Origin of the sequence: Evansella sp. AB-rgal1 (assembly GCF_041820985.1) — a bacterium.
Classification (GTDB): Bacteria; Bacillota; Bacilli; order Bacillales; family Salisediminibacteriaceae; genus Evansella.
In genome coordinates this window covers 102,964-120,570 of the sequence record NZ_JBGUAU010000017.1, presented here as the reverse complement: position 1 = coordinate 120,570, position 17,607 = coordinate 102,964, and the positions used below count along the sequence as shown (strand labels likewise).

The 17,607-nt window shown below is 36.5% G+C and carries 16 protein-coding genes; 11 read left to right on the top strand and 5 right to left on the bottom strand.

The window, feature by feature from the left end; genetic code table 11:
* The first annotated feature begins 222 nt into the window (after positions 1 to 222).
* Positions 223 to 1,530: a DRTGG domain-containing protein gene (locus ACERII_RS15610; protein WP_373643565.1), complete on the top strand. Its 1,308-nt coding sequence runs from the start codon at positions 223 to 225 to the stop codon at positions 1,528 to 1,530.
* A gap of 284 nt (positions 1,531 to 1,814) precedes the next feature.
* Here ACERII_RS15610 and ACERII_RS15605 read toward each other — a convergent pair whose 3' ends face one another.
* Complete coding sequence (locus tag ACERII_RS15605; RefSeq protein ID WP_373643564.1) at positions 1,815 to 2,132, bottom strand: YtpI family protein; 318 nt, start codon at positions 2,130 to 2,132, stop codon at positions 1,815 to 1,817.
* 123 nt (positions 2,133 to 2,255) lie between these two features.
* Between ACERII_RS15605 and ACERII_RS15600 the strand changes: the two genes are divergently transcribed.
* The gene (locus ACERII_RS15600) at positions 2,256 to 3,203 is read left to right on the top strand and encodes a DHH family phosphoesterase (RefSeq protein ID WP_373643563.1); all 948 of its coding nucleotides are present in this window, start codon (positions 2,256 to 2,258) and stop codon (positions 3,201 to 3,203) included.
* A gap of 36 nt (positions 3,204 to 3,239) precedes the next feature.
* Here ACERII_RS15600 and ACERII_RS15595 read toward each other — a convergent pair whose 3' ends face one another.
* From ACERII_RS15595 to ytrH, 3 genes are all read right to left on the bottom strand, one after another.
* Entirely contained in the window at positions 3,240 to 3,428 is a 189-nt protein-coding gene (locus ACERII_RS15595) for a YtzJ family protein (RefSeq protein WP_373643562.1), read from the bottom strand.
* Between the two features lie 191 nt (positions 3,429 to 3,619).
* Positions 3,620 to 4,120, bottom strand: coding sequence for a sporulation membrane protein YtrI (ytrI, locus tag ACERII_RS15590; protein ID WP_373643561.1), 501 nt, complete (start codon positions 4,118 to 4,120; stop codon positions 3,620 to 3,622).
* Positions 4,117 to 4,449 carry a sporulation membrane protein YtrH gene (ytrH, locus tag ACERII_RS15585; RefSeq protein WP_373643560.1) on the bottom strand — a complete coding sequence of 111 codons (333 nt, stop codon included), beginning with the start codon at positions 4,447 to 4,449 and terminating at the stop codon, positions 4,117 to 4,119. Before ytrH ends, ytrI begins: the two co-directional genes overlap by 4 nt.
* A 168-nt stretch (positions 4,450 to 4,617) precedes the next feature.
* Here ytrH and dnaE point away from each other — a divergent pair, with 168 nt between their 5' ends.
* The 9 genes from dnaE (at position 4,618) to ACERII_RS15540 (ending at position 16,363) form a co-directional block, all read left to right on the top strand.
* On the top strand, positions 4,618 to 8,007 hold the full coding sequence (gene dnaE / locus ACERII_RS15580; RefSeq protein WP_373643559.1) for a DNA polymerase III subunit alpha: 3,390 nt from the start codon (positions 4,618 to 4,620) through the stop codon (positions 8,005 to 8,007).
* A 200-nt stretch (positions 8,008 to 8,207) separates the two neighbouring features.
* Complete coding sequence (gene ystJ, locus ACERII_RS15575; protein ID WP_373643589.1) at positions 8,208 to 9,416, top strand: NADP-dependent malic enzyme; 1,209 nt, start codon at positions 8,208 to 8,210, stop codon at positions 9,414 to 9,416.
* A gap of 26 nt (positions 9,417 to 9,442) precedes the next feature.
* Positions 9,443 to 10,105 (top strand): FadR/GntR family transcriptional regulator, encoded by a 663-nt coding sequence (locus ACERII_RS15570; protein WP_373643558.1) that lies wholly within the window; start codon positions 9,443 to 9,445, stop codon positions 10,103 to 10,105.
* 64 nt (positions 10,106 to 10,169) lie between these two features.
* Entirely contained in the window at positions 10,170 to 11,039 is an 870-nt protein-coding gene (gene accD, locus ACERII_RS15565; protein ID WP_373643557.1) for an acetyl-CoA carboxylase, carboxyltransferase subunit beta, read from the top strand.
* Positions 11,040 to 12,020 (top strand): acetyl-CoA carboxylase carboxyl transferase subunit alpha, encoded by a 981-nt coding sequence (accA, locus tag ACERII_RS15560; RefSeq protein ID WP_373643555.1) that lies wholly within the window; start codon positions 11,040 to 11,042, stop codon positions 12,018 to 12,020.
* A gap of 132 nt (positions 12,021 to 12,152) precedes the next feature.
* Positions 12,153 to 13,112, top strand: a complete 960-nt coding sequence (gene pfkA, locus ACERII_RS15555) for a 6-phosphofructokinase (RefSeq protein WP_373643554.1) — start codon at positions 12,153 to 12,155, stop codon at positions 13,110 to 13,112.
* Positions 13,113 to 13,283: 171 nt separating this feature from the next.
* Positions 13,284 to 15,038 (top strand): pyruvate kinase, encoded by a 1,755-nt coding sequence (gene pyk / locus ACERII_RS15550; RefSeq protein WP_373643553.1) that lies wholly within the window; start codon positions 13,284 to 13,286, stop codon positions 15,036 to 15,038.
* Between the two features lie 177 nt (positions 15,039 to 15,215).
* Complete coding sequence (locus ACERII_RS15545) at positions 15,216 to 15,719, top strand: hypothetical protein (protein WP_373643550.1); 504 nt, start codon at positions 15,216 to 15,218, stop codon at positions 15,717 to 15,719.
* A 242-nt stretch (positions 15,720 to 15,961) separates the two neighbouring features.
* Positions 15,962 to 16,363: an FxsA family protein gene (locus ACERII_RS15540; RefSeq protein ID WP_373643548.1), complete on the top strand. Its 402-nt coding sequence runs from the start codon at positions 15,962 to 15,964 to the stop codon at positions 16,361 to 16,363.
* Between the two features lie 38 nt (positions 16,364 to 16,401).
* Here ACERII_RS15540 and ytvI read toward each other — a convergent pair whose 3' ends face one another.
* Positions 16,402 to 17,511 (bottom strand): sporulation integral membrane protein YtvI, encoded by a 1,110-nt coding sequence (ytvI, locus tag ACERII_RS15535; RefSeq protein WP_373643546.1) that lies wholly within the window; start codon positions 17,509 to 17,511, stop codon positions 16,402 to 16,404.
* Between the last annotated feature and the right edge of the window lie 96 nt (positions 17,512 to 17,607).

Below are 17,607 nucleotides of genomic sequence, written 5' to 3'. Positions count from 1 at the left end.
ATGCTTCGTTACCTTTTTTTAGGATTTATTAAACGTTGATGTTTTTTTGGGAACTTGTTTAAGATTTATATCTTACATAACGTTATTTTCAGAATAGCCTTATTTCTACAAAAAAGTAGTATTTCTAAGCTTGAAGTCCTCGTGTGTCAAAGGTATACTTGTAGTAGTACAGAGTCGGTTAAATTATTAAAACAGTTTTGGGTTAAAGGGAGTGGACGTTGGATGACAAAGCACGAGCAAATACTACAGCACATCAAGACACTTGAAGTAGGGAATAAAATATCAGTCCGCCAAATCGCGAAAGCATTACAAGTTAGTGAAGGAACAGCATATCGTGCTATTAAAGATGCGGAAAACCAAGGGTTAGTAAGTACCATAGAGCGTGTTGGAACCATTCGGATAGAAAAAAAACAGAAGGAAAATTTTGAGAGACTTACGTATGCAGAAGTTATTAATATAGTAGATGGTCAAGTTCTAGGTGGGAGAAATGGTCTTTACAAAACGTTAAATAAATTTGTTATTGGTGCTATGAAGGCGGAACAAATGATGCGTTATGTTGAAGCAGGAAATCTTCTGATTGTTGGTAATAGAGAAGAAGTACATAAACTTGCTCTTCAAGAGGGCTCTGCTGTTTTAATTACGGGGGGATTTGATACAAGTGAAGATGTGAAACAATTCGCAGATCAATTGGAGCTCCCAATCATATCAACTTCTTATGATACATTTACTGTCGCAGCAATGATAAATAGAGCTATTTACGACCAATTAATAAAAAAAGAGATTGTGCTTGTGGAAGATATTCTTATTCCGTTAGAAGAAACAAGTATACTTACAACTTCTCACACAGTCGAGAAATGGCATGATTTAAACAGTAAAACGGGGCATAGCAGATATCCCATTGTGGATGAAGATTTGAAAGTACACGGAATTGTAACAGCGAAAGACGTAATGGGAGTAAGCCCATTTGTAGAAGTTGAGAAGGTAATGACGAAACAGCCAATAACTGTTAGCTCACAAACCTCTGTAGCTTCAGCTGCACATATGATGGTATGGGAAGGAATCGAACTACTTCCGGTTATTGATAACAGTAAGCGCCTAATCGGTGTTATCAGTAGACAAGATGTCTTAAAAGCATTACAAATGTTACAAAGACAACCACATGTAGGAGAAACAATTGAAGATTTGATAACGAGACATTTTGAAGATGTGTCTACCTCTCAGGAATATTGTTTTCAATTAGAGGTAAATCCACAGATGACAAACCACTTAGGAACGATATCCTATGGGGTAATTACTACCATCGTGACAGAAGCAGGAAGTAGAGTATTAAGGAAATATAAAAAAGGTGACTTAGTTGTAGAAAACATAACGTTATTTTTTATAAAGCCAGTTCAAATAGATACAAAGATCAAAATATTCCCGAAAGTACTAGAAGTAGGTAGGAAGTTTGGAAAAGTAGATGTAGAAATATTCCACGACGGACAAATCGTAGGAAAAGCAATGCTCATGGCCCAACTAATAGATAGATAATGAGAAGTAGGCTTAGTACTTTCCACTATATATGCAATGAGCGCCGGTCTATGAACTCCAGTGGGAAGCAGAGTAAAGGTCGGCAACTTTCCACAGGAACGCGAACAGGCTGGAGAGAATGGAATATAAACCAACAAAGTTAGTTATACTAGATAAGTTTGAACTACTATGAACCCACGTATTTTCAGGCGAGATATAATTAAACTATGAAATGGATAAGATTTTTACCAATTAAAATGGAACGGCTATCTAATGAGATCCACCGTTCCTTTCATTTTTTTTTATTATGATTCTTGTGTTTCTAACTTTTTTTGTTCTTCCACTTCTTTTCTAGCAAATGGTAAGTAAGTGCGTTGATGTTTAAAGCCCATAATAACGTTTACCAGTCCAAAGGAAACAAAAAGAAGTGCTACAAAAGCAGCAATGGACGTTCCAAGGTTGTTATATGAGCTGACTCCGAATGAAATAAAGAATATTCCAATCGCAATATTGGCCTTTGCAGCATACCAGCGTTTCTGACCATAGCCAGGAACCTTTGCCTGCTGAACTTTATAGTAAACATAAAATACTAATGAAATGATGATAAAGATAATGTACTGCATAGTTAGCTCCTTTTTTTGGATAATAAGAATAATCAATAATTACATTCTATAGTAAAGTAGCATAAAAAAGATAGAGAGTACAAGTGAAATAGTATTTTACATACAAAAGTGAGGTTTTTTGATATGAAAGAGAGAATTTTTGAGGAAATAAAGAAATGGGATTCTATTATCATCCATCGTCATGTCCGACCAGATCCTGATGCATATGGTTCTCAAGCAGGATTAAAAGAGATAATTCAACAACATTTTCCGGATAAAAAAGTATATATTACTGGAGAACAAGACCCTTCATTGGAGTTTTTAGCAAAGATGGATGAAGTATCATTAGAAGCATTTCAACAATCACTAGTTATTGTATGTGATACAGCAAATAGGGAACGAATTGATGATGATCGTTATGTAAATAATGGTTGTTTAATAAAAATTGATCATCATCCAGAAGTAGACTCATACGGAACTATTTCTTGGATTGATGAAAAATCTAGTTCTACAAGTGAAATGATTTGTGAGCTATTTACGGAGTTTGAAAAAGATGGTGCTACAATGTCAGAGGAAGCAGCAAGGTTATTATATGCAGGTATTGTTGGAGATACAGGTCGATTTAGACATCCTAATTCTACGGAACGTACCTTCTTTTGGGCGAGTAAGTTAGTCCAGAAGAATTTCTCTTTACCAAAATTATACAATTCTATGTATGAAACGACATTGCCTATTGTCCGATTAGAAGGTTATGTCTTATCTGAAATTGAAGTTAGACCTTCTGGACTAGGGGTTATTCACTTGCCAAAAGAAAAGTTAGCTCAATTTGGTGTAACCTCAAAAGAAGCGGCGAGTATTGTAAACACTTTTTCCACGTTAAAAGGTATGAAGGCTTGGGTCTTTTTTGTGGAAGAAGATGATGTAATTCGTGTACGACTTCGTTCGAAAGGTCCTCACATTCACAAGCTTGCAGAGCGTTATAATGGAGGAGGTCATCCATTAGCATCTGGAGCCCACGTATCATCTTGGGAAGACACGGAAAAGGTAACGAAAGAACTAGATGAAATTTGTTCTAACTACATAGATGAATAAAAAAGGAAAAAATAAAGGGGAAGTTTCAATAGAAACTTACCCTTTTTCAGCAGGAATAAACCAAGAGCCTAACGAATTGGTATCTTCAATTACTTCAATTCCCAAAGACATTAATTCTTTTTTTATTAGTTCTGAAACTTCTCTTGTCTCTGCATAGGCAGAATATCCTGCTTTAATTGCAGTTACTTTTTCTCGGGCTAATTGTGTTCTACTCATGACTTTCATCAGCAACTCCTCCTTTAGAAAGTATAGTAAGAAAAGTGCAAGGTGCAAGGAGTTAGGCAACTTTCTAAGTCCAAAAAAATGATACTTTTTCACCTTTTAAATAAGGAACCTAACAGATAGTATTAAATATATTATACCCTAATATTAGAAAAAACGAAAAATTGCAAAATAATTTCATGAAATTGAAATAATTATTCTGTTTCAATTTTCACTTTCACTTCAGTGGTCGTATACAAGTAGAGCATCTCAATTTTAAAGCGATAGCGCTTATCATTAAGTCCATATACCTTATTTTCTACAGCGCTATAAAGTAAATCAATAGACTCAGCAACTGTTTGGATGTTTCTATTTCGAATAATATCTAATTCATTTTCTAATGCATTACGTAAATTGTGCAGTGCAAGTTCACTTAAATTTATTTCATCTTCATTTGTAAAGCCAATCTCTATGTCTTGTACGGTTAAATTTTTTTGAAGTTCTTCGCTTTGTTCATCTCTAGCCTGTTGCAGTGACTCTATTTTATTTTCTTGCTTTGTAATGGTTGTGTTTAATTCATTCATTTGCATGATTAATTTATCATGTACAAGTCCGTAGTGGTATAAAAAAAACATCCAACCAAAAATCATACCTAGGATAAACCCTGCGAACAATCGCTGCCAGCTTTTATCACGATAATGAGGAGGAATTCTCATTTAATCCCCTCTTGAGTAATCCATTGGATAAGTGTTGTTCCAGATTGCGCTCCGCACAATGCGATAAATATCATCATGATTGTTTTAAAAATATCTGCATGTGTTCCACCAAATATTCCTCTTTCAAGACTAGAAATAGCGTCAAATGTACCACCAATTGCTGCAACAAGTGCCCAAATTTTTAAACTAGAAGCTAAATCGTACATTACAGAAAGAGGAGGCTTACCAATAAGGTATGCACCAATTCCTCCAACAATTGTACCGCCAATAATGACACCAAAGGCTACAAAGTAGTCTATTACTAATGTTGCTAGAAACTCTCTATCCATCAAAATGTTTCCTCCTTCTAGGCAATCCTTCTTTGTACATTTTTATGGACAAAATGTAGAAGTTATGCGAAGGAATTAGGAAGAGGATAGATTTATTAGTGAAAAGAACAAGTGTTTCCGTTACAATAATAATTAATATATATGCTCCGTTGAGAGGAGGAATAGATAATGTCATTTGTTCCATTACATATACATAGCGAATATAGCCTGTTGCAAAGTGCAGGAAAAGTAACAGACTTAATAAACAGAGCTAGATCTCTTGGGTATACAGCACTAGCATTAACAGACCGCGATGCAATGTACGGGGTTATTCCTTTTTATAAAGAATGTTTGAGACAAAAGTTAAAGCCAATAGTTGGAGTGGAATTAGCATATGCCAAGAAAGGAAATAATGTTCCAATACAAAACCGACTAGTTTTTATTGCAAAAAATAATGTTGGTTATCGTTCCCTCGTTAGGCTAACTAGTATTGCTCATGAGAATGCAGACCGTTTTGGTCCATTTGTGACTATAAATGATGTTAAAACAAATAGTGATGGAGTTATTGCAATTGTTCCGTTTGAAGAAGGTAGTGTCCAGGACCTAATATCAAAAGGGAATTATCAAGAGGCAAGGAATCATTTTAAAGAGCTTCAAATGATTTTCGGAGAGGATGTTTTTATAGAGATTCAAAACCACTGGAGACCATTTGAACGAGAAAAGCTATTGAAAATATCAGAATGGATAAGGGAGACTGACTTTTACGTTCCTATTGTTGCTAGTAATCATATTCATTTTACAATGAAAGAGCAAGAACATGCGCACCGTGTTATCCAGGCGATTCGTTTAGGTGTGAAACTAGAGGAGTTACCGCAGGAGCAATCTTCGTCGGAGTATTATTTAAAGTCACCTCAGGAGATGTTAGAACTTTTTTCCTCATGGCCAGAGGCTTGTAAGGAAACAATAAGGATTGCAGAAAGATGCAATGTTACTTTTGATTTTGATCAAATAATTTTACCTAAATATCCTGTGGATAATGATATTTCTGCGAAAGAGTATTTAAAACAATTATGTACGAAAGGAGTTTATGAACGCTATGAAACTCCAACAGAAGAAATATGGAATCGTCTTAATTTTGAGTTACAGATCATATTTGAAATGAATTATGAAGATTATTTTTTGATTGTGGCAGATTTTATGGATTATTCTCATAAAAATAAAATTCTAACTGGACCTGGACGTGGTTCTGCTGCAGGTTCGGTCGTTGCTTATGTGCTAAAAATAACGAACGTAGACCCTATTAAATATGGACTTTTATTTGAACGTTTTTTAAATCCTGAACGGGTATCTATGCCTGATATTGATATTGACTTTCCGGATGATCGTAGAGATGAAGTAATTCATTATGTGAAAGAAAAGTACGGAAAATACCACGTCGCTCAAATAATAACGTTCGGTACATTAGCAGCAAAAGCAGCAATACGGGATGTAGGTAGAGTACTGGGTATAGAAGTGCCTTTAATAGATAAAGTCGCAAAGAATATTCCTTCAAGACCAAACATCACATTAGCTTCTGCTATAAAAGAATCGCAAGGTTTAAGAGAAATGCTACAAGATGAACAAATTCATGAATTATTTCGGATTGCCCAAGATATAGAAGGTCTACCTCGGCACTCGTCCGTTCATGCGGCAGGGATAGTAATGAGTGAAGAACCTCTTACTGACATTGTTCCGTTACAACATGGGAATGATGGGATGTTTTTGACTCAATTTCCTATGGGAGATATAGAGAATATTGGTCTATTAAAAATGGACTTTTTAGGGTTAAGAAATTTAAGTTTTATCGGAAAAATATGTCGGCTTATTGAAATAAACCATGATATACAAATTGAATTAGATGTAATACCATTTGATGATAATAAAACGTTCCAGTTACTTGGCTTAGGAGATACGAATGGTGTATTTCAATTAGAGTCATCAGGAATGAAAAGTGTACTACGCAGATTAAAGCCAAACCAATTTGAGGATATTGTTGCGGTGAATGCGTTGTATCGCCCAGGTCCGATGGAAAATATCCCGTTATATATACGAAGAAAGAATAAAGAAGAAGAAGTAACATATCCTCATGAAACATTGAGGGATATTTTGGAACCTACGTATGGAGTTCTTATTTACCAAGAGCAAATCATGCAAATAGCCTCAAGAATGGCGGGGTTCTCATTAGGGGAATCGGATGTTTTGCGACGTGCAGTTGGAAAGAAGAAAAGAGACGTTTTGGAAGAAGCTCGACAGCAGTTTGTTTCTGGTGCGGTTAAGAATAGTTACTCCCAACTTGAAGCAAACGACATGTATAACTTAATTGTTCGCTTTGCGGATTATGGTTTTAATAGAAGTCATGCAGTCGCATATAGTGTTATTGCATATCAACTTGCCTACTTAAAAGCTAACTACTCAATTGAATTCATGGCAGCGATGATGGAGTCTGTTATTCATCACCATGAGAAGCTTGGTGAAGTAGTGGGGGAGGCAAGAAGAAAGGGAATTATTGTTCATCCACCATCGATCAAAAAAAGTGATGTCCATTTTTCGGTGAAGGACAAAGAAATTTGGATTGGATTAGCCGCTGTAAAGAACGTTAGTCACCAGGCAGTAAAAGAAATTGTTTCTGTCAGAAAACGAGATGGTTTTGAAGATTTATTTGATCTATGTGCAAAAATACCTCCTAAGATATTGCCGAAGCGTTCACTAGAAGCACTTATTGTATCGGGAGTATTAGACGATGTTTTTCCTGAAAGGGCGCAGTTGTTAGCTAGTTTAGATATGGCTATGGAGTATGGGGAAAGATATCGTATGAAGGAAGAGGAATCCCAAACAGAGTTGTTTATGGAAGAAGTGAAAAAACCAGAATATATCACTGTTCCACCACTTTCTGAAAGGGATCAATTGAATTTCGAAAAACAAGTATTAGGGTTTTACGCATCTGGGCATCCAGTAGAAATGGATTTACCAGTTATCAGTAAATATAATCGCTCACCTATTCAGGATTTAAAAGAAAAGAGTAATAACGATCGTGTTCGTGTTGCAGGGATGGTGGAAGAAACTAGGGTGATACAAACAAAGAAAAAACAACAAATGGCGTTTGTAAAAATTTCAGATGAAACTGGAGAATTAGATATAACCGTATTTCCAGACCAGTATGAATCGTATCGTCTAAAACTTCAAAAAGGAGAGCTATTGTTTATTGAAGGGAAGATTCAAGAACATAAGGGAGATAAAAAACTTGTCTTAGATAAATGTGCTTTAATTTCAAGTTTAAAGCAAAAACAAGCTGAGGCACAACAACCAAAATTGTATGTGAAAATCTCCTTCGTACATGAGAAGCAAGGTGCATTAGAAGAATTAAAAATTCTCCTAGAGGAGGATCCAGGTGAAATTCCGGTAATATTAGTGTATGAGCGAACGAATCAAGCGAAGTATTTGTCAGAAATGTGGAATGTTTCAGGCAGTGACAGGCTATTATTAAAATTAAAGGCACTATTAGGAAAGAAGAATGTTATTTTAAAAAATGGTAATTTGTAGGATGATGAATGAGAATACCTAATCACTAGCTAGTTTTGTAATACGTTCTTTTATAAGAGTTTTTCTATTTTAAAACTTTTGGGATGTAACATATTATGTAATTTGTTATAATGAAAAATGGTCCTAAGTGGTCAGACCACTTAGATAAAGTGATAAGGGAGAGTGGAAACGTGACGACTTTAAGAGAAGAAGCATTACATATGCATCAATTAAAGAAAGGGAAATTGGAAACAAGGGCCAAAGTACCTGTACGTAATGCAAAAGATCTGTCGTTAGCTTATTCACCAGGTGTTGCAGAACCATGTAAGGAAATATTTGAAGATCCACAATCAGTGTATGAATACACGGTCAAAGGAAATATGGTTGGAGTAGTTTCAGATGGTTCAGCGGTATTAGGACTAGGCAATATAGGTCCAGAAGCAGCGATGCCTGTCATGGAAGGAAAGGCTGTATTGTTTAAATCGTTTGCTGGTGTAGATGCATTCCCAATTTGTTTAAACACAAACGATGTGGAAAAAATTATTGAAACAGTAAAATTATTGGAACCAACGTTCGGTGGAATAAATTTAGAAGATATTTCTGCTCCAAGATGCTTTGAAATAGAAGAGAGACTAAAAAAAGAGATGAACATTCCTGTGTTTCATGATGATCAGCATGGAACTGCCATCGTTACTGCAGCCGGTTTATTAAATGCCTTAAAGATTACTGGTAAATCTATGCAAGAAATAAAAGTGGTTGTTAATGGAGCTGGTGCTGCAGGGATTGCAATTATTAAACTATTAAAGAGCATGGGATGTAAGGAATTTATTCTTTGTGATTCCAAAGGCGCTATATTTGAGGGCCGTTCGTATGGGATGAATGATTTAAAACACGAACTTTCACTTGTTACGAATAGAGGACGAAAAGAAGGAAGTTTAGAAGACGTTATTAAAGAGACAGATGTATTTGTTGGTGTATCTGTTGCTGGAGCTCTTACGAAAGAAATGATTGAAAGCATGAATCCAGATCCAATTATCTTTGCAATGGCAAACCCGGTTCCTGAAATTATGCCTGAGGATGCGAAAGCTGCGGGGGCAAGTGTCATTGGTACTGGGCGATCTGATTTTCCAAACCAAGTAAACAATGTACTAGCTTTTCCGGGGATTTTCCGAGGAGCATTAGATGTTTATGCTACACACATAAACGAGGAGATGAAAATAGCAGCAGTAAATGCTATTGCCAGTCTTGTTGAAGAAGAAAAGCTTCATGTAGACTATGTGATACCTGGACCATTTGACCCGAGAGTTGCTCCAGCTGTGGCAAGAAGTGTAGCTCAAGCTGCTATGGATACAGGAGTGGCGAGAAGAAAGGTAGACCCTGCTGCAGTGGAAGAGAAAACAAGAGAACTTACTCTCATTGATGAAGGATAAGGAAATAGAAAGGCAGGTGGCAAAAGGTGAGTGTTGGACAAAAAATGTACTTAAATATTGTAAAAGAAATTGATTCTATTATTCGATTAGATCAATTATCACCTGGAGACAAACTGCCTTCTGAACGTGAATTAGCAGAAAGATTGAATGTAGGTCGTTCTTCCGTTCGGGAAGCATTAAGAGCACTCGAACTTCTCGACTTAATTGAGACAAGAAAAGGAGAAGGTACTTACATAAAGGAATCTGGAGGCCATCGAATTGCAGAAGTTTTAGCAAGTTTTTTCTTTCGAGATACAAAAGCTAAACAAGATGTTATGGAGACGAGAAGGATCATAGAAGTTGAAGCAGTACGATTAGCTTGTATGAGAGCATCAAAAGAACAATTAGATAAACTCGAAATTATATTAGAAGAGTCAAAGAAAAAATGGACAAGTGGTGAATTGCCAGTGGAAGAAGATTTTTTATTTCATAAAACCCTCGTAGAATCTAGCCATAATAAACTATTGTTAAATATCTGGCGTCCATTGGTAGATTATAGTAAAGTTGCAATAAGAGAATCATTATCAAGGGAAGGTAGAATAGGAAATTCGATTCAAGAACACGAAGCGATTTTACGAGCTTTAACTTCTAAAAATGATGAGGATGCTGTCTGTTACTTAAGAACACACTTGGAAAATAGCAGATTTTAGACTTGCAGATACCCAATAATTACATTAACATAAACAAACTTTTTTAAAATAATGAGGTGAGATCGTGATACGTGATATTTTTTCAAAGAAAAAGAAATATGCAACAATTCCCTCTGAACAAGCGAAACAAGAGGTGCCAGAAGGGTTAATGACAAAGTGCCCAAAATGTAAAACCATATTGTATACGAAGGAACTAAAGAAAATCAATATGGTTTGTGAAGGGTGCAGTCACCATCATAGCATAACAGCATACGAACGTATCGGACTCACACTAGATGAAGGTAGCTTCGTTGAATTTGATCAAGATATGATTGCAAAAGATCCATTGAATTTCCCGTCATATTTAGAGAAGTCGAAGCTTGATAGAGAAAAAACGAATCTTAATGAAGCTGTAGTTACTGGAGAAGGTACTATTTACAGCATCCCTACCGTTATCGGAGTAATGGATTCTCGATTCCGTATGGGGAGTATGGGGTCTGTCGTAGGGGAGAAGATTGCCCGGGCAATTGAAAGGGCCATTGAGGGAGAAAAGCCTTTTATTTTGTTCTCCGCTTCAGGGGGAGCAAGAATGCAAGAGGGTGTCTTTAGTTTAATGCAAATGGCGAAAACTAGTGCGGCACTAAATCAACTTCACGAAAATGGTCAACTGTTCATTAGTATTATGACCCATCCTACTACTGGGGGAGTTTCTGCAAGTTTTGCATCATTAGGTGATATTAATTTAGCAGAACCTGGTGCGCTAATAGGTTTTGCAGGAAGAAGAATAATTGAACAAACAATTCGCCAAAAGCTACCAGATGACTTTCAGACAGCAGAATTTTTGCTAGAACATGGACAATTAGATAAAGTGGTATCACGACATGAGATGAAGGAAACACTTGGAAATATTTTAGAGATACATTACCCCCACTTTCAAACTAGGGAGGGAATTTAATTGGCAGAACAGCAACTATCCTTTGAAAAACCCATTACGGAGCTAAAAAATAAGATAAATGAATTAAAAGCTTTTACGGAAGAAAAAGGTATTGATTTGTCTGGGGAAATCGAAAAGCTTGAAGGGCGTCTGGAACAGTTAGAAAAAGATATATATGGAAACTTAAATCCATGGGAAAGAGTCCAAATTGCTCGTCATAGTAAACGCCCTACAACGTTAGATTATATCGACCGTATTTTCACTAATTTCATCGAATTTCATGGTGATCGATTATATGGTGAAGATAAAGCTATTGTTGGCGGAATCGGTAAGTTCGAAGGAAAACCAGTTACCGTTATTGGACATCAACGAGGGAAAGATACAAAGGAAAACATTAAACGTAACTTTGGTATGCCACATCCTGAAGGATATAGAAAAGCATTGAGGTTAATGAAACAGGCAGATAAATTCAATCGACCTATTATTTGTTTTATTGATACAAAAGGTGCGGACCCTGGAATTGAATCAGAAGAACGTGGACAAAGTGAAGCAATTGCAAGAAACCTTTTAGAAATGTCCGGTTTAAGAGTACCAATTCTTTGTATTGTAATTGGCGAAGGAGGAAGTGGTGGAGCACTTGCTCTTGGTGTAGGAGATAAAATTTTCATGTTAGAAAATTCAACATATTCTGTTATATCTCCTGAAGGTGCTGCAGCATTATTATGGAAAGATTCGAGCTTGGCAAAGCGAGCTGCTGAGACTATGAAAATAACAGCACCAGATTTATTAGAGTTAGGTTTAATAGACGAGATGATTCCAGAGGTAAGAGGTGGAGCCCATCGTAATGTAGATAAACAAGCAACTGAAATTAAAAAAATGATAGGTATTTCTTTGGATGAATTGGGAAAAATACCTAATGAAACCCTTGTTTTAAAACGTTACGAAAAATTTAAGAAAATTGGAGAAATTAACCATGTAAACGATGCCATCGTTATGAAATAAGGAGTGCGCTTTCTCATTTATGGGGAAGCGTCTTTATTTTCCCCGGAATAGATGTTGTGTTTCGTAATTGAAAGTGTTATTTTAAACACATATTATATTACAGAATGTAATAAAGAGGTGACTGACAGTATTATGAAACGTATTGGAGTACTTACAAGTGGTGGAGATTCCCCAGGGATGAATGCAGCCATTCGAGCTGTTGTTAGGAAGGCAATTTACCATAACCTTGAGGTTTATGGTATTTACTATGGGTATGCAGGATTAATTTCAGGAGATATAAAAAAGCTTGAGATTGGATCTGTAGGTGATATTATCCATCGTGGTGGAACAATGCTTTATACTGCACGTTGTGAAGAGTTTAAGACATTAGAAGGTCAACTAAAAGGTATAGAGAATTTAAAAAAGTTTGGAATAGAAGCTTTGGTTGTTATTGGAGGAGACGGCTCTTTCCGTGGTGCTGAAAAGCTTACGGAGCATGGATTCCCAACAATTGGTGTTCCTGGAACAATCGATAATGATATTTCTGGGACTGATTATACAATTGGTTTTGATACAGCATTAAATACGGTTATTGATGCTATTGATAAAATTCGTGATACGGCAACATCACACGAAAGAACATATGTTATTGAAGTAATGGGGCGCGATGCTGGTGATATAGCATTATGGTCAGGTTTAGCCGATGGAGCTGAGTCAATACTTATTCCAGAAGAAACTTTTAAAATTGACGATATTATTACACGTTTGAAGAAAGGGCACGATAGAGGTAAGAAACATAGTATAATAGTAGTTGCTGAAGGAGCAGGTTCTGGGGTTGAAATTGCGAAAGAAATTCAAGATCAAACAAACCTAGAAACAAGAGTTACTGTACTTGGCCATATCCAACGTGGTGGTTCTCCAACTGCAGCAGACCGCGTACTTGCTAGCCGCTTAGGTGCATATGCAGTTGAGCTATTATTGCAAGGAGAAGCAGGAAAGATGGTAGGTATTGAGAAAAACGTATTAGTTTCACATAACATCGATGATGCTCTTTCTCGCAAACACGAAATAGATAGTACAATGTACAAGCTTTCTAAAGAGCTATCTATTTAAGATTTACTCAGCTATTTTCGGCTTGTTTATAGCATGTTTTTTAAATGCATGATATAAAACAGGATTTAATAGCTAGGACAAATGCAAATTTGTCCTGGCTTTTGTATGGAAAAAAGGAAAATAGAAAATGCTAAAGATTAGAATGTTTTTGATTATGAGGAGGATATGAAAGTGAGAAAAACAAAAATAGTATGTACGATAGGTCCGGCTAGTGAGAGTTTAGACAAGTTAAAGGCATTAATTTCTGCAGGGATGAATGTGGCAAGATTAAATTTCTCTCATGGTGATTATGAAGAACATGGTGCAAGAATTGAAAATATAAGACAAGCCGCTAATGAACTAGGAAAAACAGTAGCCATTTTATTAGATACAAAAGGACCAGAAATCAGAACACAAACAGTGGAAGGTGGATCAGTAGAATTAGTACAAGGAAACACAGTTACTGTTTCCATGACTGAGGTGGTAGGAACTGCAGAGAAGTTTTCTATTACATATCCTGGTTTAATTAATGATGTTCAAGTTGGATCTACTCTTTTATTAGACGATGGTTTAATTGAACTAAAGGTAAAAGAAATTCGTGAAAATGAGTTAGTTACAGAAATAATTAATAGTGGAGTATTAAAAAATAAAAAAGGTGTAAACGTTCCTGGAGTAAGCGTGAATCTGCCTGGTATTACGGAGAAAGATGCAAACGATATCGTATTCGGTATTGAGCAAAATGTTGATTTCATTGCTGCTTCTTTCGTTCGTCGCGCATCAGATGTATTAGAAATTCGTGAACTACTAGAAAAGCATAATGCTGACCATATCCAAATCATCCCTAAGATTGAAAACCAAGAAGGTGTAGATAATATTGACGAAATTCTTGAAGTTTCTGAAGGATTAATGGTTGCTCGTGGTGACTTAGGGGTAGAAATTCCAGCAGAAGATGTTCCATTAGTACAAAAAGAATTAATCAAGAAATGTAACCTACTTGGCAAGCCAGTTATTACTGCAACACAAATGTTGGATTCCATGCAACGTAACCCTCGTCCAACGCGTGCGGAAGCGAGTGATGTTGCAAATGCAATTTTTGATGGTACGGATGCAATCATGCTTTCAGGTGAAACAGCTGCTGGGATATATCCAGTTGAATCTGTTCAAACAATGGCAAACATTGCACTGAAGACAGAAACTGCATTACGTTATGAAGACATTTTAAAGAGAACAAGATTAGAAAGTGAACAAACTATTACAGATGCTATTAGCCAATCTGTTGCACATACAGCACTTAACTTACATGCATCTGCTGTTTTAACATCAACAGAAAGTGGTCATACAGCACGTATGATTTCAAAATATCGTCCGAAATCACCAATTGTTGCAATTGCTAGTAATGATAGTATTTGTCGTTCATTAGCACTTTCATGGGGTGTCTACCCACAAGTTGGTGAGAGAGCTAGTTCTACAGATGAAATGCTTCAATTAGCGGTTGATGGAGCGTTAAAATCAGGTCATGTAAAACATGGTGACTTAGTAGTAATTACTGCTGGTGTTCCAGTAAATGAAACAGGAACTACAAATATTATGAAAGTCCATGTTATTGGCGAAGTATTGGCTAGTGGACAAGGAATTGGCAGAAAATCTGCAACGGGAAAAGTGGTAGTTGCGAACAGTGCGAAAGAAGCATTAGACAAGGTTAATACTGGTGATGTATTAGTAACAACAAATACGGACCGTGATATGATGGATGCGTTTGAAAAAGCATCTGCTGTAATTACGGAACAAGGTGGCTTAACTTCGCACGCTGCGGTAGTTGGATTAAGCTTAGGAGTACCAGTTGTTGTTGGTGTTGAAGGAGCTACAACGTTATTCCAAGATGGAGACGAAGTAACTGTAGACGGCCAACACGGTAAGATTTACAAAGGTCAAGCAAGTGTACTATAATATGTAAAAAGAGGAGGGAGTTTTTCCCTCCTCTTTTTTAACACACTCAAAGAAAAGTGGTTGTGATTAATACTCCTAGAAAGGTTGTGTTCTCCATTTAAGGTTTGTTCGATCAGAGCGTGATCAGATCGTAATCAGATCAGAGCGAGAGCGAACCTTTCAGAAGCGTTTTTGCCCGTGAAAGGTACGATCAGATCGAGAGCGAACCTTTCAGAAGCGTTTTTGCCCGTGAAAGGTACGATCAGAGGGGGAGCGAACCTTTCAGAAGCATTTTTGCCGGTGAAAGGTACGATCAGATCGAGAGCGAACCTTTCAGAAGCGTTTTTGCCCGTGAAAGGTACGATCAGGGCGAGAGCGAACCTTTCAGAAGCGTTTTTGCCCGTGAAAGGTACGATCAGAGGGGGAGCGAACCTTTCAGAAGCGTTTTTGCCGGTGAAAGGTACGATCAGAGCGAGAGTGAACCTTTCAGAAGCGTTTTTGCCCGTGAAAGGTACGATCAGAGGGGGAGCGAACCTTTCAGAAGCGTTTTTGCCCGTGAAAGGTACGATCAGAGCGAGAGTGAACCTTTCAGAATTCAGAGCGAAAAGAATATTATCAAACAAAGTTAGCATTACTAGATATGATACCCGTATTTTTAGGGGAGACACCCATGAAAGTGATAATTTTCACCATAACGGATGAAAATACGTTATGAAGTATTTTCTTACCATTCATTATCTATGGAATGATCGTAAGTCCACGAATTCCAATGGGAATAAACCCCGTAGCGACGTAGTCGTGAGGGGGCTCGGTAACTCCCCACAGGAAAGTAGTGGACTGGGCGAATGGAAAATGAACCAACAAAGTTAGGTAACTACTAATTGAGAACACGAGGGTAGACAAAATTAAAAGAACATATTGTAGGAGAAAGAAGGTGCTATAAAATGGGGAAAATATTTTTCTTATTAATTGTCATCATACCAGCACTAGAGATTTGGGTATTAATATTTTCGGGTAATACTATCGGTGTCTTACCTACCATTGCCCTAATTATACTAACTGGTATTTTAGGTGCTGCCTTAGCAAAACGCGAAGGGATAAATGCCATCCGAAGTGCACAGCTGCAAGCGTCACAAGGTCAAGTACCTAGTGGAGTAATTCTAGATGGATTATGTATTCTAGTAGGTGGAGTTGTGTTACTTACACCAGGATTCATAACAGATGCATTTGGCTTCTTCTTACTCATACCTCAAACAAGATCTATATTTAAAGCGTTCTTACAGCGAATATTCGAAAAGATGATTCGTACAGGCAATGTAACTTTTTATACGAATAGAAGATGGTAGAAAAGGTAGAGATTGTTCACACAAATTCGTTAACAATCTCAACCTTTTTTTACATAAGTAATGACTTCTTGAAAAACTCCTGCCTTTACAATAGATTGAAGTAAAATTAGTAAAGCTGGTCCAATTAATAACCCGAATATCCCAAACATTTGGTAGCAGGCAAATAAACTTATGAGAAGAGCTAGTGGAGGAATTCCCATATGCTTAGACATCACTTTTGGTTCTGCTAATTGTCGTTGAATTATTACTAATCCATAAAGAATAGAAAGTCCAATAGATAACCCCCAATTTCCTGAAAAAAACGCATAAGCTATCCAAGGGATAAAAATAAGCCCCGTTCCAAGATAAGGGAAAATATCAACTAAGGCAATTAAGAGAGCAGTAGTAATGGCATATTCGACTCCTATAATAAATAAACCAATTAATACGATAAGCCCCGTCATGCAAACTAATGTTAATTGGGCGAATACATAGCCTGTAATTGCCTTTTTCCATTGAGTTGTCATTTTAGATACGATTACTTTTATTCTTTTAGGTGTTTTGCTTTCTACCCAATGAATCATCACAGGCCAATCTTTTGTTATAAAGAATGCCCCTAATAAAGCGAAAAATAACACGGTGATTGTGTTAGGAAGAGCGAGTAAAAAATCAGCTAGGCCATTTAATACATGTTGCACGATGGTGCTCATGTGATTACCTAATTCTCCCAATATATTCTCTAATGAGTGGTGTAATGTTGTTTGTTGTCCTGAGTTTAGCTGAGAAGAAAAAGCTAAAATTCCTTCATATAAAGGTAGGATGAATGTATCAAACCACTGATGTATATATTCAACTCCATCATTGATATATTGCGGAAGTTCTTTTTTTAAATAACCCAATCCTGCTACAATTTCAGCGATAAGTAATGTAATAATTGCAGAAAATATTAGAACAAATAATAATATGATAAAAAAAACAGCGGATGACCGTTTCCATCCAAAATTATTTTCTATAAAATTTACAGCAGGTAAAAATATTAGCGATATAATTAAACCTATTAAAAATGGGTATAAATAGATAGTCAATACATAGACGAAAACAATAATAAGACATAACCAAAACAACACTGTACTAGCCCTAAAAAAAGACTCGTACATGTTTTTTCTCATGAGAACTTCACCACCTCTGTTACTGCATACAATGCTTGTACAACAAACTTATGCGGTAGATCATTAAAATATGCTTAGGAGAAAAAGCAGATCTTA